Consider the following 22018-nt stretch of genomic DNA (forward strand, 5'->3'; position numbering starts at 1 on the left):
CAGCGTTGGTTATACATTAAAGCGGTTTTTGATTGGACGTTCAATATAAAATGTGTCTTAATTGTTGCGGATTTGGATTTTAATAGTTACAAAAACAGTGAGGATACTGGATGACAGACCTTTCACAAGACAGAGAAAAAGACAAAATCAACCCGGTCGTTTTTTATACTTCCGCCGGGCTGATTTTGTTGTTTTCCCTGATGACGATCTTCTTTAGCGGTTTTTCTGCCGAGTGGATTGGGCGCACTCTTGACTGGGTGTCGAAGACCTTCGGCTGGTACTACTTACTGGCGGCGACGCTCTATATTGTCTTTGTCGTCTGTATTGCCTGCTCGCGCTTCGGTTCGGTGAAGCTTGGGCCAGAGCAGTCAAAACCCGAGTTCAGTCTGCTGAGTTGGGCCGCGATGCTGTTTGCCGCGGGCATTGGCATCGACCTGATGTTCTTCTCCGTGGCGGAACCGGTCACGCAATATATGCAGCCGCCGGAAGGGGCTGGGCAGACGATGGAGGCCGCGCGTCAGGCGATGGTCTGGACGCTGTTCCACTACGGCTTAACCGGCTGGTCGATGTACGCCCTGATGGGGATGGCGCTCGGATACTTTAGCTATCGTTATAATTTACCCCTCACCATCCGCTCTGCGCTGTACCCAATTTTCGGGAAAAAGATAAATGGGCCGATTGGTCACAGCGTCGACATTGCGGCGGTGATTGGTACCATCTTTGGTATCGCGACGACGCTCGGGATCGGTGTGGTGCAACTCAACTACGGCCTGAGCGTGCTGTTTGATATTCCGGATTCGATGGCTGCCAAGGCGGCGTTGATTGCGCTGTCGGTGATTATCGCCACCATTTCGGTGACGTCGGGGGTAGATAAAGGCATTCGCGTGCTCTCCGAGCTGAACGTGGCCCTGGCGCTTGGCCTAATTCTGTTCGTGCTGTTTATGGGGGACACTTCATTCCTGCTCAATGCGTTAGTGCTTAACGTCGGCGACTACGTGAACCGTTTTATGGGGATGACTCTGAACAGTTTCGCCTTTGATCGCCCGGTCGAATGGATGAACAACTGGACGCTGTTCTTCTGGGCGTGGTGGGTGGCGTGGTCGCCGTTTGTTGGCCTGTTCCTGGCACGTATTTCACGTGGCCGCACCATCCGCCAGTTTGTGATGGGCACGCTGATTATCCCGTTCACCTTTACCCTGCTGTGGCTGTCGGTGTTCGGCAACAGCGCGCTCCATGAGATCATCCACGGCAATGCAACCTTCGCGCAGGAAGCGATGGCGCACCCGGAGCGCGGCTTCTACAGCCTGCTGGCGCAGTACCCTGCGTTCACCTTTAGCGCCTCCGTGGCAACCATTACCGGCCTGCTGTTCTACGTTACCTCTGCGTATTCCGGTGCGCTGGTGCTGGGCAACTTCACTTCGAAGCTGAAAGATATCAACAGCGATGCGCCGAACTGGCTGCGCATCTTCTGGTCCGTCGCCATCGGCCTGCTGACGCTCGGCATGTTGATGACCAACGGCATCTCGGCGCTGCAGAACACCACGGTGATCATGGGGCTGCCGTTCAGCTTCGTTATCTTCTTCGTGATGGCCGGGCTCTATAAGTCCCTCAAGGTGGAAGATTACCGCCGCGAAAGCGCCAGCCGTGACACCGCGCCGCGCCCGATGGGCGCACAGGATAGGCTGAGCTGGAAGAAACGCCTGTCGCGCCTGATGAACTACCCGGGCACGCGCTACACCAAACAGATGATGGAGACGGTCTGCTTCCCGGCGATGGAAGAGGTGGCGCAGGAACTGAAGCTGCGTGGTGCCTACGTGGAGCTGAAAAACCTGCCGCCGGAGGAGGGAGAGACGTTAGGGCATCTGAATCTGCTGGTGCATATGGGCGACGAGCAGAACTTTGTCTACCAGATCTGGCCGCAGCAGTACTCGGTGCCCGGTTTTACCTACCGGGCGCGCAGCGGGAAGTCGACCTACTACCGGCTGGAAACCTTCTTACTGGAGGGTAGCCAGGGGAATGATTTGATGGATTACAGCAAGGAGCAGGTGATCACGGACATTCTGGACCAGTATGAACGGCACCTGAACTTTATCCATCTGCACAGGGAAGCGCCGGGGAATAGCGTGATGTTCCCGGATGTTTGATGTCTAGCTGAGCATCGGGTAATGGTGCCAACTTACTGATTTAGTGTATGATGGTGTTTTTGAGGTGCTCCAGTGGCTTCTGTTTCTATCAGCTGTCCCTCCTGTTCAGCTACTGAAGGCGTGGTGCGTAACGGTAAAAGTACTGCCGGACATCAGCGCTATCTCTGCTCTCACTGCCGTAAAACATGGCAGCTACAGTTCACTTACACCGCTTCTCAACCCGGTACGCATCAGAAAATCATTGATATGGCCATGAATGGCGTCGGATGTCGCGCCAGTGCACGCATTATGGGCGTTGGCCTCAACACGATTTTACGACACTTAAAAAACTCAGGCCGCAGTCGGTAAACTCACGCATACAACCGGGCAGTGACGTCATTGTTTGCGCGGAAATGGACGAACAGTGGGGTTACGTCGGCGCTAAATCACGCCAGCGCTGGTTGTTTTACGCGTATGACAGGATACGGAGGACGGTTGTGGCGCACGTATTCGGTGAACGCACGTTGGCCACGCTGGAGCGTCTTCTGGGCCTGCTGTCGGCCTTTGAGGTCGTGGTATGGATGACGGATGGCTGGCCGCTGTATGAATCACGCCTGAAGGGAGAACTGCACGTTATCAGCAAGCGATATACGCAGCGCATTGAGCGGCATAACCTGAATCTGAGGCAGCATCTGGCAAGGCTGGGCAGGAAGTCACTGTCGTTCTCAAAATCGGTGGAGCTGCATGACAAAGTCATCGGGCATTATCTGAACATAAAACACTATCAGTAAGTTGGAGTCATTACCGAATGGTGTTAGGCGTAACCTATTGCAGCCATAGACAGGAATGTCGCTCTTATGGATTGCCCAATACCTGCACGGGTGGTGTAATCAAACCGCTGTCACTGCCTTGATATAAAGGGTTGTAGAGCGCAACGCAACGCCAGTTTCGGCTGGCACTGAATGTACCCGCGGGGAATTCAGGTATCAGGGCCGCCCGTTGAGGCGGCCTTTTTACTTTTGGCGTTTCCTTTAAAAGGTTCACCTTATTGTCTTGTTGGTGTTGTTAGGTATCGCTGATTGATTTGATAACGCAAACGCATTAGCCCCGATGAGCAAAGTTGGTTACCTTACTTCTCAACGAAAACACGGAGGAAGTACAGATGTCTTTGATTAATACCAAAATTAAACCTTTCAAAAACCAGGCGTTCAAAAACGGTGAATTCATTGAAGTCACTGAGAAAGATACCGAAGGTCGCTGGAGCGTGTTCTTCTTCTATCCGGCAGATTTTACCTTCGTTTGCCCGACCGAACTGGGTGACGTGGCAGACCATTACGACGAACTGCAGAAGCTGGGCGTAGACGTTTACTCTGTCTCTACCGACACTCACTTCACCCACAAAGCATGGCACAGCAGCTCTGAAACCATCGCGAAAATCAAATACGCGATGATCGGCGACCCGACTGGCGCCCTGACCCGTAACTTCGACAACATGCGTGAAGATGAAGGCCTGGCTGATCGTGCGACCTTCGTCGTTGACCCGCAGGGCATTATTCAGGCTATCGAAGTTACCGCTGAAGGTATCGGCCGTGATGCTTCTGACCTGCTGCGTAAAGTGAAAGCTGCTCAGTACGTAGCGTCTCACCCAGGCGAAGTGTGCCCGGCAAAATGGAAAGAAGGCGAAGCGACGCTGGCTCCATCCCTGGACCTGGTCGGTAAAATCTAAGTCTTGTCCACCCAATGGGCGCATCCGCGCCCATTTCATTCCAGCACCATGATGCAAGTTGCGTTCAGGCCGCCTGTATAAGGCAGCTTGCATGATGACGTTTTAAGAGAGGGAAGAAGAATGCTCGACACTAACATGAAAACCCAGCTCAAGGCCTATCTTGAGAAACTGACTAAACCTGTTGAGCTGATTGCCACGCTGGATGACAGCGCGAAATCGGCAGAGATCAAGGAACTGCTGACAGAGATCGCTGAACTGTCACCGAAAGTGACCTTCAAAGAAGATAATGCGCGTGCCGTCCGCAAGCCGTCTTTCCTGATTACCAACCCGGGTTCTGACCAGGGGCCGCGCTTTGCCGGTTCTCCGCTGGGGCATGAATTTACGTCGCTGGTGCTGGCACTGCTGTGGACTGGCGGTCATCCGTCAAAAGAAGCGCAGGCGCTGCTGGAACAGATCCGTGATATCGACGGTGATTTTGAGTTTGAAACTTATTATTCACTCTCCTGCCACAACTGCCCGGATGTGGTGCAGGCGCTGAACCTGATGTCGGTTTTGAACCCGCGCATCAAACACACGGCGATTGACGGTGGTACGTTCCAGAACGAAATCACCGATCGCAACGTGATGGGGGTTCCGGCTGTATACATGAACGGTAAAGAATTTGGCCAGGGCCGCATGACGCTCACCGAAATCGTTGCCAAAGTGGACACTGGCGCTGAAAAACGTGCGGCGGAAGAGCTGAACAAACGCGATGCTTACGACGTGCTGATCGTCGGTTCCGGTCCGGCGGGCGCGGCAGCGGCGGTTTACTCTGCCCGTAAAGGGATTCGTACCGGTCTGATGGGCGAGCGCTTTGGCGGCCAGGTACTGGATACTGTGGACATCGAAAACTACATCTCCGTACCGAAAACTGAAGGCCAGAAGCTGGCCGGTGCTCTGAAGGCGCACGTTAGCGATTATGAGGTTGACGTTATCGACAGCCAGAGCGCCAGCAAACTGGTGCCGTCTGCAATAGAAGGCGGTTTACACCAGATTGAAACGGCCTCCGGCGCGGTATTGAAGGCACGCAGCATCATCATTGCCACCGGTGCAAAATGGCGCAATATGAACGTCCCGGGAGAAGATCAGTATCGCACCAAAGGCGTGACCTATTGTCCTCACTGCGACGGCCCACTGTTCAAAGGTAAACGCGTGGCGGTGATCGGCGGCGGGAACTCGGGTGTGGAAGCGGCTATTGACCTGGCCGGTATTGTTGAACATGTGACTCTGCTTGAGTTCGCGCCAGAAATGAAAGCGGACCAGGTGCTGCAGGATAAAGTGCGCAGCCTGAAAAACGTCGACATCGTACTGAATGCTCAGACCACGGAAGTGAAGGGTGACGGCAGTAAAGTGACCGGCCTGGAATACCGTGACCGTGTGAGTGGCGATGTGCATAACGTTCAGCTTTCCGGGATCTTCGTACAGATTGGTCTGCTGCCGAACACCACCTGGCTGGAAGGTGCGATTGAGCGCAACCGCATGGGTGAAATCATCATTGATGCGAAGTGTGAAACCAGCGTAAAAGGCGTGTTTGCGGCGGGTGACTGTACGACCGTACCGTACAAACAGATCATCATCGCCACTGGCGAAGGGGCGAAGGCGTCGCTGAGTTCGTTTGACTATCTGATCCGCACCAAAACCGCATAACAAAAGAAAGTAAGATTACACCTGCAATAGCAAGAGGCCACCCAAAGGTGGCCTCTTTTTTTTATCTCACCACCATCACCGGAATATGCGTGTGACGAATCACGCTGGAGGCGTTTGATCCCAGCAAATGCGTGGTGATGGAAGGATTGCGCGAACCGATGACCACCACGTCTGCTTTCAGTTCGTTCGCCAGTTCGTTAACGGCATCACGCACGCTGCCGAACCTGACATGCGTTTTGATGCGCGAAGGATCGATGCTGAAATGGCTGACCATGGTTTGCAGGCGATTTTCAGCTTCGTGCTGCAGATGCTCTTCGAAGCGACGCACATCAGCTGCAAAGCGATGCAAGCTCAGGCTGGCGGAACCCGGCAATACGTGCAAAAGATGGATAACACCGTCCTCTTGCGCCAGAAACTCCGCATGGCGTACCGCTTTGTCGCTCAGCTCCATCTCAAAAACATCAACCGGCATAATGATTCTCTGATACATACCCGTTTCTCCTTGTTTATAAACGCTAAAACCATTCAAGCACAAAATGATTCCGGTTTCTGATAGCTGTCTGGCACTTTTTCATGCCATGGAACATTTTACTGTTGAGAAGCAGGAGAAAAACACGTTACCAGTAGCGCTCAAGATAGAGCACTGCCGTGACAATGATCGCCACAAAAATCAGAAAAATAAGTGTGATAGCCAGTATCTCACTCATGACCGTCCCCACGGCACCAAAACAGATTAAGCGTGGATTAAGGCCTTTTCGCGCGATATAAGCATTTCGGGTGAATTTGCGGAAAGAGGATGCGGCTGCATCCTCTGTGCAAAGCGGTGGGCGCTTGTTCAGAAGGGGTTAACGCAGGTAATCACCAGCGGCTTCTGGCTGGTAGATCAATGCCAGCACTTCCAGGTGGGTAGAGGTACCTCCCGGTAACTCCCAGTGGATGGTATCCCCTGTGCGTAGCCCCAACAGTGCGGCACCCACCGGTGCCAGAACGGAAAGCTGAGTGCTGCTGTCTGTCATCTGCGCCGGGTAAACCAGCGTACGGGTCAACTCTTCACCAGTAGTCAGATTGCGGAATTTTACCTGGCTGTTCATGGTGACGACGTCATGCGGCATCGACTCAGGGGTGCACATCTGCGCCCGGTCGAGCTCCTCATTCAGGGCGTCGGCCACCGGAAGTGAGGCGAATTCTGCTTTTTCCAGCAGTCTGTCGATACGTTCTGCGTCGAGTTCATTGATGATAATTGTAGGTCTGGACATTTTTTACTCCATGTCGTTAATACTGCGTGTAACGCAGAAACCAATCCAAAAGAAAACCCTCGCCGTCTGGCAGCGAGGGTTTAACTCTCCCGATGATACTGGCTGAACGTGCAAGTTTGAAGTGATGAAAGTCACATTCATGGTCCATATGAATTTTCGGCGAAAAACGTGATCCCTCGCAAATTTGCATTATCCTTTTTAAGCGCCCCTTGCAGGCGACTATCCGCATTCAGTGTTCCTTAGCAGGAGATCTCATGAGCGATTACGATAAAATTACCTTGAAAGACGGTAGCTATTTGCATTTTAAAGACTGGGGAAGCGGGCAACCGGTGGTTTTCAGCCACGGCTGGCCGCTGACGGCAGATGCCTTTGAAGATCAGATGTTATACCTGGGGTCAAAAGGATTTCGCGTAATTGCGCACGACCGCCGCGGACATGGTCGTTCCGCGCAGCCGTGGGACGGCCATAATATGGATCAGTACGCTGATGACCTGGCACAACTGACGGCGCATCTTAACCTGAAAGATGCTGTTCACGTGGGGCATTCCACAGGGGGAGGCGAAGTGGCGCGCTACATTGGGCGTCACGGTACGCAGCGCGTGGTCAAAGCGGTGCTGATTGGCGCCGTAACGCCGATTATGATCAAAACCGATTTCAACCCGAACGGGGTGCCGAAAGAGGTGTTTGATGGTATTCGGGAAGGTGTCGTCAACGATCGGGCGGCATTCTTCTATGAGCTGACCGCCGCGTTTTATGGCTACAACCGCCCGGGCGCGAAAGAGTCCAAAGCGGTGTGTGAAAGTTTTGTTGAACAGGGGCTTCAGGGGTCAATCAAGGCGCTTTACGACTGTGTGAAAGCGTTTTCGGAAACGGACCTGCGTGAAGATCTGAAAAGGATGACCATTCCGACGCTGGTGATCCACGGTGATGATGACCAGATTGTCCCCATTGATACCTGTGGTCGGGTAGCGGCGGAGATCCTGCCGAATGCAGAGCTGAAAGTCTATGCCGGTGGCTCTCACGGTATTTGCACCACGCATAAGCACCAGATCAATGAAGATTTGCTGAAATTTATTCAGTCTTAATTCCTGGCGGATTGCGTTACGCTGAGCGTCCTGAACCAGGGCATTGAGCGAAACGTAATTCGTGTCTGCCCTCCATTGAGAGAGAACTATGTACTTCTACCAACCGTCTCAGGGGCACGGCTTGCCGCATGACCCGCTGAACGCCATTATTGGCCCACGTCCGATTGGCTGGATCTCCTCCTGCGACCATGCTGGTCAGTTGAACCTCGCACCCTATAGCTTCTTTAACTGTTTTAACTATCGCCCGCCGATCATCGGGTTTTCCAGCAATGGCTGGAAGGACAGCGTACGTAATATTACTGAAACAAAAGAGTTTGTCTGGAACCTGGCGACGCGCGATTTAGCCGAAGCAATGAATGAAACCTCCGCCACACTTCCTCATGGGGAAGATGAATTTACCTTTGCCGGGTTGACGCCTGCGGCCAGCCAGCTGGTTAACGCCCCGCGTGTCGCGCAGAGCCCTGTGAACTTTGAATGCCGCCTGTCGCAATGCATTCAGCTTACCGGGGCTGACGGCACACCTGTAGATACCTGGCTGGTGTTAGGAGAAGTGGTCGGCGTCCATATTGACGAGACGCTGCTGGAAGAGGGGATATACCAGACGGCGAAAGCGCAGCCCATCCTGCGTGCGGGTGGGCCGACGGCGTACTATGGCATCAGTGATGAAAACCGGTTTGATATGGTGCGACCGGTAGTAAGTCAGTAACCCGCTTTATCAATGATGAACTGTGTTCCGCAGTTACCAGGATGTGGCTGCGGTGCAAATGATGTCGCAGAAAGTGGATTATTAATGGTGTCAGCCTTCAGCGAAACCTGCATTTCGGTCAGATAAGCCGGATTACCATTGCAGGTCAGCTTGAACGCTTTGATATTCTCCTTGCTCCAGCTTTTAGCAACGGCATTGTCAAAATCGCTGCGAGTAACGGTTTTACCGTAGTTATCCGGGTAATGACTCCAACTTACTGATAGTGTTTTATGTTCAGATAATGCCCGATGACTTTGTCATGCAGCTCCACCGATTTTGAGAACGACAGTGACTTCCTGCCCAGCCTTGCCAGATGCTGCCTCAGATTCAGGTTATGCCGCTCAATGCGCTGCGTATATCGCTTGCTGATAACGTGCAGTTCTCCCTTCAGGCGTGATTCATACAGCGGCCAGCCATCCGTCATCCATACCACGACCTCAAAGGCCGACAGCAGGCCCAGAAGACGCTCCAGCGTGGCCAACGTGCGTTCACCGAATACGTGCGCCACAACCGTCCTCCGTATCCTGTCATACGCGTAAAACAACCAGCGCTGGCGTGATTTAGCGCCGACGTAACCCCACTGTTCGTCCATTTCCGCGCAAACAATGACGTCACTGCCCGGTTGTATGCGTGAGTTTACCGACTGCGGCCTGAGTTTTTTAAGTGTCGTAAAATCGTGTTGAGGCCAACGCCCATAATGCGTGCACTGGCGCGACATCCGACGCCATTCATGGCCATATCAATGATTTTCTGATGCGTACCGGGTTGAGAAGCGGTGTAAGTGAACTGTAGCTGCCATGTTTTACGGCAGTGAGAGCAGAGATAGCGCTGATGTCCGGCAGTACTTTTACCGTTACGCACCACGCCTTCAGTAGCTGAACAGGAGGGACAGCTGATAGAAACAGAAGCCACTGGAGCACCTCAAAAACACCATCATACACTAAATCAGTAAGTTGGCACCATTACCGTTATCCGCCAGGAATTTACCGACCTCGCTGTTTTTTATTTCCTGATTCATTCGCACCATCGTGCCGAAATAGGCATCGGGATCAAAACCAAAGCAGACGCCATGTTTGGCGTATTCGTAACGTTCCAGACAGGAGTTACCACCTGCGCCGGGCATCACGCTATTCAGCTTCGCGGCACCGGAAAGCGACAGTCCGGTTTCGGCGGCAGCGCATTTTCGGCTGGTTTTCGCTTCTGGCATATTTGGAATGGGGCGCGTGGCGCAGCCGAAGCGCATCCAGCGACGTTCATCCACGCCACGTGCGGCAATAGATTTCGGCAAACCAGGCCATAACCCGTGGACAGTCAGAAAATCAGCTTTATTTTCACGCTCTTTTTGCAGTCGGCATTCGTCAGGCTCATTGCGGTTACGTTCGACCATGCTCTGACAAAACCCGGTTTGCCAGGACAGCGCCAGCACATAGCGATCGAAATCGCCATACTGAGTTGCCTTGAGCGGATCGGCCTGTGTGGAGAAGACACAAAGTGCCAGCGCCATTGCGCCAGACGGGATGACGATATCCTTCCTGAACATGTGATTTCCTGATCGAATAAACATGATTAATTTCTGGAAATTATTAAAGCACAAAAAGCGCCCGCAGGCGCTTTCTGGATATCAGTAATTTAACTTAAGCGGCACCGGGAACCAGCACCTCCGTGGCAATAATCACGATAATCAGGCCAACAATAACCGGTACGGAGGTACGTTTTACCACTTCGAATGGCGAAATTTTTGCCATCCCGGCAACGGCGACGACGACGCCGGATACAGGGGAAATGGTACGACCCAGGTTCGACGCCTGCAGCATCGGAATGGAAAGATACGCTGGATTAATCCCGGAAGAGTGAGCCAGTTTCGGGATCATCTCAACGAAGGCGTAGAAAGGCGCGTTACCGGAACCCGTTGTCATGGCCGCCAGCATGGTGAGCACCACCAGCACCAGCATCAGGATAATACTGGCGGAGCCGAATGAGGTCGCGATGGAGATCAGGCTCTGGATAAAGCCGATAGTGCTCAGCCCCTGAGCAAAGACGCCTGCTGCAACCAACAGCATGACAACGCCAGCAAACGCATCTGCCATACCGCGATACGCAACTTCCAGGCCAGAGAAGACTTTTTGTGTGTTAAAGCCGCGTACAAATTCCAGCACTGCAGCCAGCAGCATACAGATGACCAGAATGGTAATGATATGTAGCTGAGGGCCCCATTTACCGTCAAAAATCAATACACCTATAATCGGCGTGAACGGCAGAATGGCGTAAAACGCTGGCGCTGTCGTGGTGATTTCACTTACATCCATCATTTCATGGCTGATGTTTTCTTTCTTATCGAGATAGCGTTGCCAGAAGAAATGCGCGATACCCATTCCCACAATTGCAACTATCGAGATCGGTAGCGTGGTTTTAAAGGCGAAGTCGATGAGCGACATTTCCGCTGCCTTTGCCGCCAGCACGACGTCGCCAGAAGTAGGGGAGAGAATAATAGCTGCCGGAGACGCGCAAATTGCCGCCGCCGCACCACGGCTAATACCGACATTCACCATCACCGGGAACAGCGTGGCCATTAGCAGGACGCCAAGTCCGGTTGCCGACGAAACGGCCAGTGACATCAGGCAGGCGAGGAAATAGGCTGCGACCATCAGCAGATACGGAGAGTTAATATATTGCAGGGGTTTAGAGGCAAGCTTAACGACCATGTCGTTGGCGCCGATATGGGTCATGTAGGCCGCAAACCCGCACAGCATCATGATCATCATACCCAGGTCGCCGCCGCGGCTCATGAGTAATATTTTAATGTATTCAACAATATCGGTAGCAGTGTAACCCGTGCTGCTTGCGCTGGCCGGTAACACCTGATGACCCATTATGGCGCTGATAATCAGCAGTATTAAACCACCGACAAATAATACGCCTGTTGCCGAGTATCCCTTAATGATGTAGCGAGCTACACCGACAATGACGACGACCCCAATAAGGAGTTCGATTAACGTAAGCATGATTTCCCCTGTATCTCTGCTGCCCTTGAGCACAAATAATCAAAAAAAAGAAGGATGAAAATGTGCCGAATTAATGGCCTGTTCTTGCTGATTAAAATCAATAAATAGATGACTAAAGAGCAGTCAGACAGTGTTTTTGCCACGGCTTATACATTTATATCATGAGGGGCTTGACCAGTAGTAACACCGCAAATTGTCTTTACAATGATAATGAAATGTTAATTTTTTGTAAGTTGCTGAGTGTTTGTATTGCCAGGGAATAAATTCGCTAATGGCACACCCTTAGTGTGATTATTCGCGCTTGCAGGTGGACTATTTTAAGAATATTCCCTCAGAAGTGCGAATAATTAGGAATAATACTGATGCTGTTAAGCGTTGATTAAACTAATTTATGGTAAACTTTGCCTCGAATACTAAGAATGGTAATTGCATTGTGATCGTACGTAATACATTTTTCTCTATTTTGTTGTTTATTTTTGGGCAGTTAACGTTCTCCTCCGTTGCACAGGCAGAGGACAACGCAAAGGATAAAGGCTGGTTCTCTACCTTCACGGATAATGTTTCTCAGACCTGGACCGCGCCTGAACATTATGATCTCTATGTTCCGGCAATAACGTGGCATGCACGTTTTGCTTATGACAAAGAGAAGACAGATAAATACAACGAGCGCCCGTGGGGGGCTGGTTTTGGTCAGTCGCGCTGGGATGAAAAGGGCAACTGGCATGGCATCTATCTGATGGCCTTTAAAGATTCGTTTAATAAATGGGAACCGATTGGGGGTTATGGCTGGGAGAAAACCTGGCGTCCGTTAGCGGACGAGAACTTCCACGTTGGTTTAGGTTATACCGCCGGCGTCACTGCACGTGACAACTGGAACTACATCCCGATCCCGGTGCTGCTTCCACTTGCCTCTATTGGCTATGGCCCCGCAACGTTCCAGATGACCTACATCCCGGGGACTTACAACAACGGAAACGTTTACTTCGCCTGGATGCGTTTTCAGTTTTAACTGACAAAACGTTACATGATGGTGAAAAAACGCGCAGACGTTGATTCATAAACGATAAAAATCTGTCAGTGAAAATTAACGCGACTTTAGTCACTTTTTATCAAAGATCCGCTGGACAAAAGGTCTCACAATTGATGTACTGGTAACCGACACAGCATTTGTGTCGTTTTTTAATGTAAAGGTAATTTTGATGTCTAAGATTAAAGGTAACGTTAAGTGGTTTAATGAGTCCAAAGGATTCGGTTTCATTACTCCTGAAGATGGCAGCAAAGACGTGTTCGTACACTTCTCTGCAATCCAGTCTAATGGTTTCAAAACTCTGGCTGAAGGTCAGCGTGTAGAGTTCGAAATCACTAACGGTGCCAAAGGCCCTTCTGCTGCTAACGTAATCGCTCTGTAATTCAGACGCGTCAGCAAGAATTTCAAAACCCGCTCACAGAGCGGGTTTTTTTCGTTTTGAATCAGCCAATCAGATACATTTTCAGGAAGCTGGCAACGATCAGCACGCTTAACAACACCATTCCTGCGCTCATCAGACTCTGTTTCATTCTGTCACCCTCGTTCAGCACTGGAGCCAGAGTGACAGAGAAAAATTAAGGCAACATTAACGGTTCGACAGTTAATGCGTACTTGCAGAGGAAAATAGCCAGAATGCGATCCCCGTCATCGCAAAGGAGCCGAGCATGTTAATCGCGATATTCGTCAGCGCCCAGCCGATACGGCCTTCCTGAAAGAGAAACACCACTTCTGCAGAGAACGTCGAGAAGGTGGTTAACCCGCCGCAGAAACCTGTCGTAATCAGGACTTTCCACATCGGGTCGATGTGTGTCATTCGGTTAAACCAGGCCAGCCCCATACCAATAATGAAAGCACCAATCAGGTTTGCGGCAAGTGTTCCCATGGGTATAGCCTGATGAAGGGGGTTAAACCGCATACTCAGAAACCATCGAGCAACGCTACCCGTTCCCCCACCAATAAAAACGGCTAAAAGTAGTTGTAACACGCTAAATACCTGCTATTTGATGTGTAAGAGTAGCGAGTTTAACGCTGTTTATGATGAGGGGACAAATATGTATGTTGCAGTTGGACAGTTTGCGGTCACGCCAGACTGGCACAAAAATGCGCTCACGTGCGTCAACCTGATGAAGCAGGCCTGGCAGAAAGGCGCGTCGTTGCTGGTGCTCCCTGAGGCGCTGCTGGCCAGGGATGATAATGACCCGGATTTATCCGTGAAGTCCGCGCAGTTGCTGGACGGTGAATTTTTACAGCAATTGCTCGCCCAGAGCGCGGGTAATACGATGACGACGATATTAACGATCCATGTTCCCTCAACGCCGGGTCGAGCAGTCAATACGCTTGTGGCTATCCGTGGCGGCGCCATTGTCGCACGTTACGCCAAACTTCATCTCTATGATGCGTTCAGCATTCAGGAGTCACGGCTTGTTGATCCCGGTGACTGTGTTCCGCCGCTACTGGATATTGACGGGTTTAAGGTTGGGTTGATGACGTGCTACGATTTACGTTTTCCGGAGCTGGCGCTCAATTTGGCGCTACAAGGGGCGGACATTCTGGTATTGCCTGCGGCTTGGGTGAAAGGGCCGTTAAAAGAGCATCATTGGGGAACATTGCTTGCGGCGCGCGCACTTGATACCACTTGTTATGTCGTTGCCGCAGGGGAGTGCGGTAATAAAAACATCGGGCAAAGCAGGGTGGTCGATCCGCTGGGGGTGACGATTGCTGCTGCAGCGGAAACCCCTGTGTTGCTGGTCGCGGAGATTAATTTAGAACGGATTGCGCTTGCACGTCAGCAATTACCTGTTCTTCATAACCGTCGGTTTGCGCCACCGCAATTATTGTGATGTTTTTTTCAACAATGCTTGATTCACCTTGTTACAGATTGCTATTGTGTGCACGCGTCAAATGACCGTTAATACAATCAGGTTTTGGCGCTGAATGCAGCCTGTTTTAAGTAAAGAAGGTATCTATGGGTGAGATTAGTATTACCAAACTGCTGGTGGTTGCCGCACTGGTCGTCCTGCTGTTTGGTACCAAGAAGTTACGCACGCTGGGTGGTGACCTGGGGGCTGCCATCAAAGGCTTTAAAAAAGCAATGAACGACGATGATGCGGCGGCCAAGAAAAGCGCTGAGGATGACGTCCCGGCAGACAAGCTTTCTCACAAAGAGTGATAGCAATGCCTGAGGGCTTGCGAAAAAAAACCGGCTCATGAGGCCGGTTTTTTCGTATTACTGTAAATGAATATTACAGAATTATTTAACTTCTTCGCCTTTCGCCTGCATATCGGCATGGTATGAGGAGCGAACAAATGGGCCGCATGCTGCGTGGGTAAAGCCCATCGCCATCGCTTCGGCTTTCATCTCATCAAACTCGTCCGGGCTTACGTAGCGCTGTACCGGAAGGTGGTGGCGGCTTGGTTGCAGATATTGTCCCAACGTCAGCATAGTGACGCCGTGGCGACGCAGATCGCGCATTACCTCAATGATTTCATCATTGGTTTCACCCAGGCCAACCATCAGGCCAGACTTGGTTGGAATATGCGGATGCGCCTCTTTGAAGCGCTCCAGCAGCTTCAGGGACCAGTTATAATCTGCACCTGGACGTACCTGGCGGTAGATACGTGGTACGTTCTCCAGATTGTGGTTAAACACATCTGGCGGCGTCGCGGTCAGGATGTCCAGCGCACGGTCCATACGGCCGCGGAAGTCAGGAACCAGCGTCTCGATTTTGATGTTCGGGCTTTTCTCACGAATGGCAGTAATACAGTCAGCAAAGTGCTGAGCACCCCCATCACGCAGGTCGTCACGGTCAACAGATGTGATGACGACATAACGCAGCGCCATGTCGGCGATGGTCTGTGCCAGTTTTTGAGGCTCGTTAGCGTCGGGCGCTACCGGACGGCCATGGGCAACATCGCAGAACGGGCAGCGGCGGGTACAGATGGCACCCAGAATCATAAACGTCGCGGTGCCGTGATTGAAACATTCAGCAAGGTTCGGACAAGAGGCTTCTTCACAGACGGAGTGAAGGCCATTCTTGCGCATCGCCGCTTTGATCCCCTGGATACGCGAAGAGTCGGCCGGAAGTTTGATTTTCATCCATTCCGGTTTTCTTAACAGCGCCTCGCGCTCTGTAGCCACGTTTTTAACCGGGATAAGGGCCATTTTATCGGCATCGCGGTATTTAACACCGCGTTCCATCACAATGGGTTTACTCATAGCGTGCGTGTTCCAGTTGCGAATATCGAAGGAAAGCGTTTCAATTCAAGGAAATGTTGTATTTATCAACTATTTTTGAACGAACGACAGGCAGTATATCATTGAAACGGTCGTTAAAGCAGCCTGCCAGGTCGCCAATTTGTAAAATAGTTGTTGTTTTGTGCCTTTTGCCCTGCCTGTAGCAGGGGCTTGTGCTGTCTGAGCCTGTCAGAAGGCCTGGCGGATAATGCGGATGACGTTTTCCAGTACCGGATCGCGCAAACTCAGTTTGTTGTAATGCAGTGAAATCTCGATAGATTCCGCATTAAGTTGACTGAGAGGAATACTCTCCAGCGGCCAGCATTTTCGGAGCAGGCTGTACAGGCGTGAAGGCATGATACAGAGCATGTCACTGCTGCCAATCAGGGATGCGGTGGTAAACATATTGTAACTGCTGAAACTGATCTGACGTTCCGGGAAGATTTCATCAATCCGCTGGCGCAGGGCATGATTAGACTGCCCATCGGTCATGAATGATGAATGATCATAGTTACGCAAGTTTTCGATGGCCAATGGCTCGCTAAGAGCAGGATGATGTTGGCGGCACACCAGAACCAGGTTATCTGCATAAAGCACATTTTGCCCGAGTGCTCTGGCGCTAAAGCTGCCGCTATCAATAATCAGGTCTGTCTGAAACTGAGCAAGCTGAATATCAGGTTCATTGAGAGGCACATTGCGAAGCAGGAGCTGCGGCACTTGCTCTTTCACGGCCTGGAAGATCGCAGGCATCACCAGTACACCCACAGAAGGGGAGCAGCCGATGGTGATGGTTCTCTGCTTATCGTAGCTCCCGGTTAAATCCAGTGCGCCCAGGATCGACTCCAGCCCCTGGCTGATGTACTCGTGGAGGTGTGTGGCGTAAGCCGTTGGCGTCACCCCCTGACCCTTACGGATAAATAACGGGTCGGGAAATATAGCGCGTAGCTTTTGGATTGACTGACTTATTGCTGATGGCGTGAGATTAAGAATTTTCGCAGCATTAACGATACCCTTATGGACATATACTGCCTCAAAAATAGTCAGTAAATTGAGATCAATATTACGTAAAGTCCGAAAAATTTGCGGCTTGTCTTCGCCACCAGGTTCATTCAGGCGTTTAGCTGGTAAATTAGTAGACTCCACGCTTTTACTCCGTATACATTCACATTATGAATGATAGTTGAATTTATTTATTATGCCTGTAGAGATTCGTAAAGTGTTGGTTTTGTTTTACTTGTCTATCAAAAACAAACAGTTGTGTGATTATCACTCAAGTTACTTAGATCCTGCGTATCGCGCTTGCTGGAGGCTAAATAATATGTAACGGTAATATTCGGGCGCTTCGAAAATATAGAATCTATGGTTTATTGTAAATCGTAAAAGCGGTAAATAAACACTGGCCCGTCAAATTATCGAGCCATGTTGTATAATATATTAAGCAGGGATATATTCGTGCGGAGGATTGTTAAGTAGCGCTAACATGTGCTTCAAAAGGACAGGACGAATATTTTCTGGCGCAGCCGTGTCGACCCACTGGCACATTTGTGTCATTTCCATACCGGCGTAGCCACAGGGGTTTATGCGCTGGAAAGGCGTAAGATCCATATTAATATTCAACGCCAGACCGTGAAATGAACAACCTTTTCGAATACGCAGTCCCAGAGAGCAGATCTTCATTTCGCCGACGTAGACACCAGGTGCATCGGCACGCGGGTGAGCGTCAATACCGTATTCCGCCAGCGTATTGACGACAGTGTGTTCCAGTAAGGTCACCAGTTCACGCACACCCAGCTTTCTGCGCTTCAGATTCAGCAGGACGTACATCACCTGCTGCCCCGGCCCGTGATACGTTACCTGTCCGCCGCGGTCGCTCTGAATAACCGGGATATCACCCGTCATTAATAAGTGTTCTGCTTTTCCCGCCTGGCCCTGTGTAAATACCGGCAGGTGTTCGACCAGCCAGATTTCATCAGGGGTGCTGTCATCGCGTGAATCGGTGAAGTCATGCATAGCCTGGGAGACAGGCTCATAAGGTTGCAGCCCGAGGTGACGGACCAGAATTTTATCCTGATACAAAACTGCGTCTCCGAAGACGAAGGACATAAGATGAGAGGGAGTATATCACAGCGGGGAGAGGGGTTACCCGGCAAAGCGGGTAACCTCAAAGGGACTACAGCACCATACGAACAATTTCGATATTGCCGAGTTCTTCGTACAGCGTCTCAACCTGCTCAATGTGAGTCGCAGTGATGGTAATAGAAACCGAGTGGTAGTTGCCCTTGCTGCTTGGTTTTACTGACGGAGAGTAGTCACCCGGCGCATGGCGCTGTACCACTTCAACCACCTGATCAACCAGCTCAGGTTTCGCCAGACCCATTACTTTGTAGGTAAACGGGGTAGGGAATTCAAGCAGTTCGTTAAGTTTGGTTTTCATGTCAGCTCCGGCGTAACGTCAAAAAGAATAACTCCCACGTCAGGTGGGAGTTATCAGGATACTTAGTATATGGGGATCAAAATCACACTTTCAAGTGTTCGATTTTTAACCAAACCAGTGATGGAACATCAATTTAATGTAATCAATGATTTTGCCGAAGAAATTGCCTTCAGGAATTTCTTGCAGGACAACCAGTGGACGCTGATCGATAGTCTTGCCATCCAGCTGGAAGTTGATCGTGCCCACCACCTGGTTTTTCTGCAGTGGCGCATGCAGTTCGGTGCTGTTCAGTACATAGCTGGCTTTCAGATCTTTCATTCGACCGCGTGGAATGGTCAGGTACAGGTCTTTATCAACGCCGAGGGAAGCACGGTCGTTATCGCCGAACCAGACAGGTTCAGAAGCAAACTCTTTACCTGCTTTCAGTGGGTTTACGGTTTCGAAGAAACGGAAGCCCCAGGTCAGCAGTTTTTTGCTTTCTGTTTCACGGCCTTTAAAGGTGCGACCGCCCATCACGGCGGAGATCAGACGCATCTGGCCTTCTGTCGCAGAGGCCACCAGGTTGTAGCCGGCTTTGTCGGTGTGACCGGTTTTGATGCCGTCAACGTTCAGGCTGTTATCCCACAGCAAGCCGTTACGGTTGGTCTGACGAATACCGTTGAAGGTGAACTCTTTCTCTTTATAGATGGAGTACTCATTAGGTACGTCGCGGATCAGTGCCTGACCAATCAGCGCCATATCACGTGCGGAGCTGTACTGGCCATCGGCGTCCAGGCCATGCACGGTCTGGAAATGGCTGTTTTTCAGACCCAGCGCGGTAACATAGCTGTTCATCAGACCTACGAAGGCATCCTGACTACCGGCGGCGAAATCGGCCATGGCTACGCAGGCATCGTTACCAGACTGCAGGTTGATACCACGGATCAACTGAGAAACAGGAACCTGCATACCTGGTTTCAGGAACATCAGCGAGGAACCTTTGAAAACAGGGTTCCCGGTTGCCCACGCATCGTTACCGATGGTGACCAGGTCTGATTCTTTGAATTTACCTGCTTTCATCGCCTGGCCGATAACGTAGCTGGTCATCATTTTGGTCAGGCTAGCCGGGTCACGGCGAGCATCGGCGTTCTGTTCCGCCAGCACTTTGCCAGAGTTGTAGTCGATCAGGATGTAGGATTCAGCATCAATTTGCGGAACGCCAGGGATCATGGTCTTGATATTCAGGTCATCGGCGTGAGCTGCAGAGAGTGCAGTAGCGCAAAGGGCCGTGGTCAGCGCCATGCGCTGCACAAAACGAGCGGAAAAAGTGGTCTTCATGGTCAGAACTACGACATCCGTGATGGAATTAAAAAAAGTGCCCTACTATAGCAAATGCTATTCAGGCAGGCATCCGACTTTAAGCATGAGTTTGTGAATGTGTTTTACACAAACTGACAATTCGGATACCGCCGGTTCATTATTTCGCAACAGCGATAAATGACTGAAGTTGAGCTTCATTCTGCAGACGCTGCTGCAAGGACGCTGCCTGCGATTTGCTGGCAAACGGCCCCATTTGAATACGCCAGACCGCGCCATTCTGCTCAACGCGTCCTGGTACGCCAAACTGCTGGCTCAGACGCTGCTGATACTGTTTGGCTCGGGCCTGATCGCTCACTGCGCCTACCTGAACCACATAACTGCCACTGGCCGCTGCTGGAGCAGCAACTGGCGCACTTTGCGTCACGGCTGGGGCTGTTACAGGAGCTGGCTGGGTAGCCGGAGCGGTAACAGGAGCGGGTGCTGGTGTAGGTTCACTGCCTTCCAGCACGCCTGCGGCTAAGGTCGTTGGTGCGCCAAGGAAGCCGCTACTCTTTACCGGCGCGCCGGTCGAGTCATCGCTTTGCAGGGTATCATTGCTGATGGCGCGGATCTCCCCACCTGGCTGAGCAGGCTCTGCCGGTGAAGAGGCGCTCCCCATTCCACCGTCAAGATTTGGGCGGTCAGGAAGGGCATAAGTCTGTTTAGCCACCGTGGTACATGCTGTGCCTGGGCCGGACAGCGAACCATCCTGCGCTACAATAATCGGATCAATACGGACTTTGGTATTGTTTGAGGTGTTCAGGCGGTCAGCGGATGCGCGGGACAGAGAGATCACCCGGTCATTACCGTACGGGCCGCGATCGTTAATTTTCACGACGATCATTCGCCCATTCGCCAGGTTCGTTATACGAGCATAGCTTGGGATCGGCAGCGTTGGGTGCGCTGCGGTAAGCTGCATTGGGTCAAAGGCTTCGCCTGATGCAGTCAGGTTACTACCGGGTTCAGCATCATAAATGGCGGCAAAGCCTGCCTGACTGAAACGAGAAGGATCCTGAACAATTTTGTAGCTTTTGCCGTCGCGCTCGTAATCCTGATTCGCGCTGGCATTTAGCGGTTCATAAACGGGATCGGCACCGCTGATTTCAACGATCGGGCCATTACAAACCGCAGGCTGCGGTGGCGCGACGGTTGCCTGTTGCTGACCATCATCACTTGTGCAGGCCGCAAGTAAACTTGCCGCGATGCAGATCCCCAGCCACTGCTTACGCATTCCGATCCCCTTATTTTTATACGCTTTTTGACAACATTTTTCTGTGGGTATGGATCGACATTACGATACCAAACCCGGCCATCAACACGATCAGTGCCGAGCCTCCGTAACTCACCAGCGGTAGCGGTACGCCTACTACAGGCAGAATACCACTCACCATACCAATATTTACGAAGACATAAACGAATAAAATCAACATTAACCCGCCAGCCATGACGCGACCAAAGGTGGTTTGCGCACGAGCGGCAATCCACAATCCGCGCATGATTAGCAGCACGTAGAGCGCCAGCAATATCAAGATGCCAACCAGTCCCAGCTCTTCCGCCAGTACCGCAAAGATAAAGTCAGTGTGGCGTTCCGGTAAAAATTCCAGCTGAGACTGGGTGCCGTGTAGCCAGCCTTTACCGCGTAGCCCACCAGAGCCAATCGCAATCTTGGACTGAATAATATGATAGCCCGCACCAAGCGGATCGGTTTCTGGATCGAGCAACATCATTACGCGCTGGCGCTGGTAATCATGCATCAGGAAGAACCAGAGAATGGGGATGAAAGCCGCAATCAGCACCACCGCGATACCAATCAGACGCCAGCTTAAGCCCGACAGGAAGAGAACAAACAGGCCGGAGAGGGCGATTAAGATTGAGGTGCCAAGGTCAGGCTGCGCGGCAACCAGCAGTGTCGGCAGGAAAATCAGCACCAGCGCGATGGCGGTATTTTTTAGCGACGGCGGGCAGACGTCACGGTTGATAAAGCGCGCGACCATCAATGGAACGGCAATTTTGGCAATTTCAGAAGGCTGGAAGCGAACCACACCCAGATCCAGCCAGCGCTGTGCGCCTTTAGAGATAGCGCCGAAGGCGTCAACCGCAACCAGCAACACAATACAGAATATATACAGGTACGGTGCCCAGCCTTCATAGACGCGCGGCGGGATCTGCGCCATGACCACCATAATGACCAGCCCCATCGCGATCTGGCCGATTTTGCGCTCCATCATGCCGATGTCCTGGCCACTGGCGCTCCAGATAACCAGGGCGCTGTAAACCAGCAGAGCCAGCAGGATCAGCAGCATGGCTGGGTCGATGTGGATTTTATCCCACAGCGATTTCTTATTTGGATTATCCGTCATG

At 51.6% G+C, this 22018-nt stretch carries 22 protein-coding genes and 2 pseudogenes; 10 read left to right on the plus strand and 14 right to left on the minus strand.

All coding sequences use genetic code 11. The features are described 5' to 3' along the window. The first annotated feature begins 110 nt into the window (after positions 1-110). The 4 genes from betT to ahpF all read left to right on the plus strand — a co-directional run bounded on the left by betT (position 111) and on the right by ahpF (position 5535). A complete protein-coding gene (gene betT / locus LCD46_05620) occupies positions 111-2144 on the plus strand; it encodes a choline BCCT transporter BetT (GenBank protein UOY71809.1) in 2034 nt (677 codons plus the stop codon). A gap of 72 nt (positions 2145-2216) precedes the next feature. Beyond that, positions 2217-2914 (plus strand): IS1 family transposase gene (locus LCD46_05625; GenBank protein UOY71810.1). Its coding sequence is split into 2 segments (ribosomal slippage): positions 2217-2466 and positions 2466-2914, totalling 699 coding nucleotides; the frame shifts between segments, so codons are not numbered across the junction. A 371-nt stretch (positions 2915-3285) separates the two neighbouring features. After that, on the plus strand, positions 3286-3849 hold the full coding sequence (gene ahpC / locus LCD46_05630; GenBank protein UOY71811.1) for an alkyl hydroperoxide reductase subunit C: 564 nt from the start codon (positions 3286-3288) through the stop codon (positions 3847-3849). A gap of 120 nt (positions 3850-3969) precedes the next feature. Next, positions 3970-5535 carry an alkyl hydroperoxide reductase subunit F gene (gene ahpF / locus LCD46_05635; GenBank protein UOY71812.1) on the plus strand — a complete coding sequence of 522 codons (1566 nt, stop codon included), beginning with the start codon at positions 3970-3972 and terminating at the stop codon, positions 5533-5535. 61 nt (positions 5536-5596) lie between these two features. Here ahpF and uspG read toward each other — a convergent pair whose 3' ends face one another. Further along, positions 5597-6025, minus strand: a complete 429-nt coding sequence (gene uspG / locus LCD46_05640; GenBank protein ID UOY71813.1) for a universal stress protein UspG — start codon at positions 6023-6025, stop codon at positions 5597-5599. 355 nt (positions 6026-6380) lie between these two features. Next, positions 6381-6791, minus strand: a complete 411-nt coding sequence (gene rnk, locus LCD46_05645) for a nucleoside diphosphate kinase regulator (protein UOY71814.1) — start codon at positions 6789-6791, stop codon at positions 6381-6383. A gap of 254 nt (positions 6792-7045) precedes the next feature. Between rnk and LCD46_05650 the strand changes: the two genes are divergently transcribed. Together LCD46_05650 and LCD46_05655 are read left to right on the plus strand one after the other, a co-directional pair. Next, positions 7046-7876 (plus strand): alpha/beta hydrolase, encoded by an 831-nt coding sequence (locus LCD46_05650; GenBank protein UOY71815.1) that lies wholly within the window; start codon positions 7046-7048, stop codon positions 7874-7876. An 88-nt stretch (positions 7877-7964) separates the two neighbouring features. After that, positions 7965-8582 carry a flavin reductase family protein gene (locus LCD46_05655; GenBank protein UOY71816.1) on the plus strand — a complete coding sequence of 206 codons (618 nt, stop codon included), beginning with the start codon at positions 7965-7967 and terminating at the stop codon, positions 8580-8582. Here the strand turns inward: LCD46_05655 and LCD46_05660 are convergent. The 4 genes and pseudogenes from LCD46_05660 to dcuC form a co-directional block, all read right to left on the minus strand. Then, positions 8576-8818, minus strand: a pseudogene (locus LCD46_05660) (ribonuclease I). The gene LCD46_05655 and the pseudogene LCD46_05660 sit on opposite strands and share 7 nt — an antisense overlap. A 17-nt stretch (positions 8819-8835) precedes the next feature. Beyond that, a protein-coding gene (locus tag LCD46_05665; GenBank protein UOY71817.1) for an IS1 family transposase occupies positions 8836-9533 on the minus strand; the annotation gives its coding sequence in 2 pieces (ribosomal slippage) (positions 8836-9284 and positions 9284-9533; 699 coding nt in all). 55 nt (positions 9534-9588) lie between these two features. Next, a pseudogene (locus LCD46_05670) lies at positions 9589-10161 on the minus strand (ribonuclease I). A 94-nt stretch (positions 10162-10255) separates the two neighbouring features. Beyond that, on the minus strand, positions 10256-11623 hold the full coding sequence (gene dcuC, locus LCD46_05675) for an anaerobic C4-dicarboxylate transporter DcuC (protein UOY71818.1): 1368 nt from the start codon (positions 11621-11623) through the stop codon (positions 10256-10258). A gap of 436 nt (positions 11624-12059) precedes the next feature. Here dcuC and pagP point away from each other — a divergent pair, with 436 nt between their 5' ends. Beyond that, positions 12060-12632 (plus strand): lipid IV(A) palmitoyltransferase PagP, encoded by a 573-nt coding sequence (pagP, locus tag LCD46_05680; protein ID UOY72896.1) that lies wholly within the window; start codon positions 12060-12062, stop codon positions 12630-12632. Positions 12633-12822: 190 nt separating this feature from the next. Next, positions 12823-13032, plus strand: a complete 210-nt coding sequence (gene cspE, locus LCD46_05685) for a transcription antiterminator/RNA stability regulator CspE (GenBank protein UOY71819.1) — start codon at positions 12823-12825, stop codon at positions 13030-13032. 219 nt (positions 13033-13251) lie between these two features. Here the strand turns inward: cspE and crcB are convergent, their stop codons facing one another. After that, the gene (gene crcB / locus LCD46_05690) at positions 13252-13635 is read right to left on the minus strand and encodes a fluoride efflux transporter CrcB (protein UOY71820.1); all 384 of its coding nucleotides are present in this window, start codon (positions 13633-13635) and stop codon (positions 13252-13254) included. 67 nt (positions 13636-13702) lie between these two features. Between crcB and LCD46_05695 the strand changes: the two genes are divergently transcribed. Continuing rightward, the gene (locus LCD46_05695; GenBank protein ID UOY71821.1) at positions 13703-14491 is read left to right on the plus strand and encodes a deaminated glutathione amidase; all 789 of its coding nucleotides are present in this window, start codon (positions 13703-13705) and stop codon (positions 14489-14491) included. Positions 14492-14616: 125 nt separating this feature from the next. After that, positions 14617-14820 carry a twin-arginine translocase subunit TatE gene (tatE, locus tag LCD46_05700; GenBank protein UOY71822.1) on the plus strand — a complete coding sequence of 68 codons (204 nt, stop codon included), beginning with the start codon at positions 14617-14619 and terminating at the stop codon, positions 14818-14820. Positions 14821-14901: 81 nt separating this feature from the next. Here tatE and lipA read toward each other — a convergent pair whose 3' ends face one another. The 7 genes from lipA to mrdB all read right to left on the minus strand — a co-directional run bounded on the left by lipA (position 14902) and on the right by mrdB (position 22017). After that, positions 14902-15867 carry a lipoyl synthase gene (gene lipA, locus LCD46_05705; protein UOY71823.1) on the minus strand — a complete coding sequence of 322 codons (966 nt, stop codon included), beginning with the start codon at positions 15865-15867 and terminating at the stop codon, positions 14902-14904. A 207-nt stretch (positions 15868-16074) separates the two neighbouring features. Then, positions 16075-17028, minus strand: a complete 954-nt coding sequence (locus LCD46_05710) for a YbeF family transcriptional regulator (protein UOY71824.1) — start codon at positions 17026-17028, stop codon at positions 16075-16077. Positions 17029-17319: 291 nt separating this feature from the next. Then, positions 17320-17961, minus strand: coding sequence for a lipoyl(octanoyl) transferase LipB (lipB, locus tag LCD46_05715; protein ID UOY71825.1), 642 nt, complete (start codon positions 17959-17961; stop codon positions 17320-17322). 94 nt (positions 17962-18055) lie between these two features. Continuing rightward, on the minus strand, positions 18056-18319 hold the full coding sequence (gene ybeD, locus LCD46_05720; GenBank protein UOY71826.1) for a DUF493 family protein YbeD: 264 nt from the start codon (positions 18317-18319) through the stop codon (positions 18056-18058). Between the two features lie 105 nt (positions 18320-18424). Next, the gene (gene dacA, locus LCD46_05725) at positions 18425-19636 is read right to left on the minus strand and encodes a D-alanyl-D-alanine carboxypeptidase DacA (protein ID UOY71827.1); all 1212 of its coding nucleotides are present in this window, start codon (positions 19634-19636) and stop codon (positions 18425-18427) included. 139 nt (positions 19637-19775) lie between these two features. Then, positions 19776-20888 carry an endolytic peptidoglycan transglycosylase RlpA gene (gene rlpA / locus LCD46_05730; protein UOY71828.1) on the minus strand — a complete coding sequence of 371 codons (1113 nt, stop codon included), beginning with the start codon at positions 20886-20888 and terminating at the stop codon, positions 19776-19778. Between the two features lie 16 nt (positions 20889-20904). Then, positions 20905-22017: a peptidoglycan glycosyltransferase MrdB gene (gene mrdB / locus LCD46_05735; GenBank protein UOY71829.1), complete on the minus strand. Its 1113-nt coding sequence runs from the start codon at positions 22015-22017 to the stop codon at positions 20905-20907. Position 22018 lies beyond the last annotated feature (1 nt).

The organism is Enterobacter ludwigii (assembly GCA_023023105.1).
GTDB classification, from domain to species: Bacteria; Pseudomonadota; Gammaproteobacteria; order Enterobacterales; family Enterobacteriaceae; genus Enterobacter; species Enterobacter adelaidei.

Bases quoted from the DNA above. Each gene is read 5' to 3' on its own strand.
- betT (UOY71809.1), top strand. From the start codon at position 111: ATGACAGACCTTTCACAAGACAGAGAAAAAGACAAAATCAACCCGGTC.
- ahpC (UOY71811.1), top strand. From the start codon at position 3,286: ATGTCTTTGATTAATACCAAAATTAAACCTTTCAAAAACCAGGCGTTC.
- ahpF (UOY71812.1), top strand. From the start codon at position 3,970: ATGCTCGACACTAACATGAAAACCCAGCTCAAGGCCTATCTTGAGAAA.
- uspG (UOY71813.1), bottom strand. From the start codon at position 6,025: ATGTATCAGAGAATCATTATGCCGGTTGATGTTTTTGAGATGGAGCTG.
- rnk (UOY71814.1), bottom strand. From the start codon at position 6,791: ATGTCCAGACCTACAATTATCATCAATGAACTCGACGCAGAACGTATC.
- LCD46_05650 (UOY71815.1), top strand. From the start codon at position 7,046: ATGAGCGATTACGATAAAATTACCTTGAAAGACGGTAGCTATTTGCAT.
- LCD46_05655 (UOY71816.1), top strand. From the start codon at position 7,965: ATGTACTTCTACCAACCGTCTCAGGGGCACGGCTTGCCGCATGACCCG.
- dcuC (UOY71818.1), bottom strand. From the start codon at position 11,623: ATGCTTACGTTAATCGAACTCCTTATTGGGGTCGTCGTCATTGTCGGT.
- cspE (UOY71819.1), top strand. From the start codon at position 12,823: ATGTCTAAGATTAAAGGTAACGTTAAGTGGTTTAATGAGTCCAAAGGA.
- LCD46_05695 (UOY71821.1), top strand. From the start codon at position 13,703: ATGTATGTTGCAGTTGGACAGTTTGCGGTCACGCCAGACTGGCACAAA.
- tatE (UOY71822.1), top strand. From the start codon at position 14,617: ATGGGTGAGATTAGTATTACCAAACTGCTGGTGGTTGCCGCACTGGTC.
- lipA (UOY71823.1), bottom strand. From the start codon at position 15,867: ATGAGTAAACCCATTGTGATGGAACGCGGTGTTAAATACCGCGATGCC.
- ybeD (UOY71826.1), bottom strand. From the start codon at position 18,319: ATGAAAACCAAACTTAACGAACTGCTTGAATTCCCTACCCCGTTTACC.
- dacA (UOY71827.1), bottom strand. From the start codon at position 19,636: ATGAAGACCACTTTTTCCGCTCGTTTTGTGCAGCGCATGGCGCTGACC.
- rlpA (UOY71828.1), bottom strand. From the start codon at position 20,888: ATGCGTAAGCAGTGGCTGGGGATCTGCATCGCGGCAAGTTTACTTGCG.
- mrdB (UOY71829.1), bottom strand. From the start codon at position 22,017: ATGACGGATAATCCAAATAAGAAATCGCTGTGGGATAAAATCCACATC.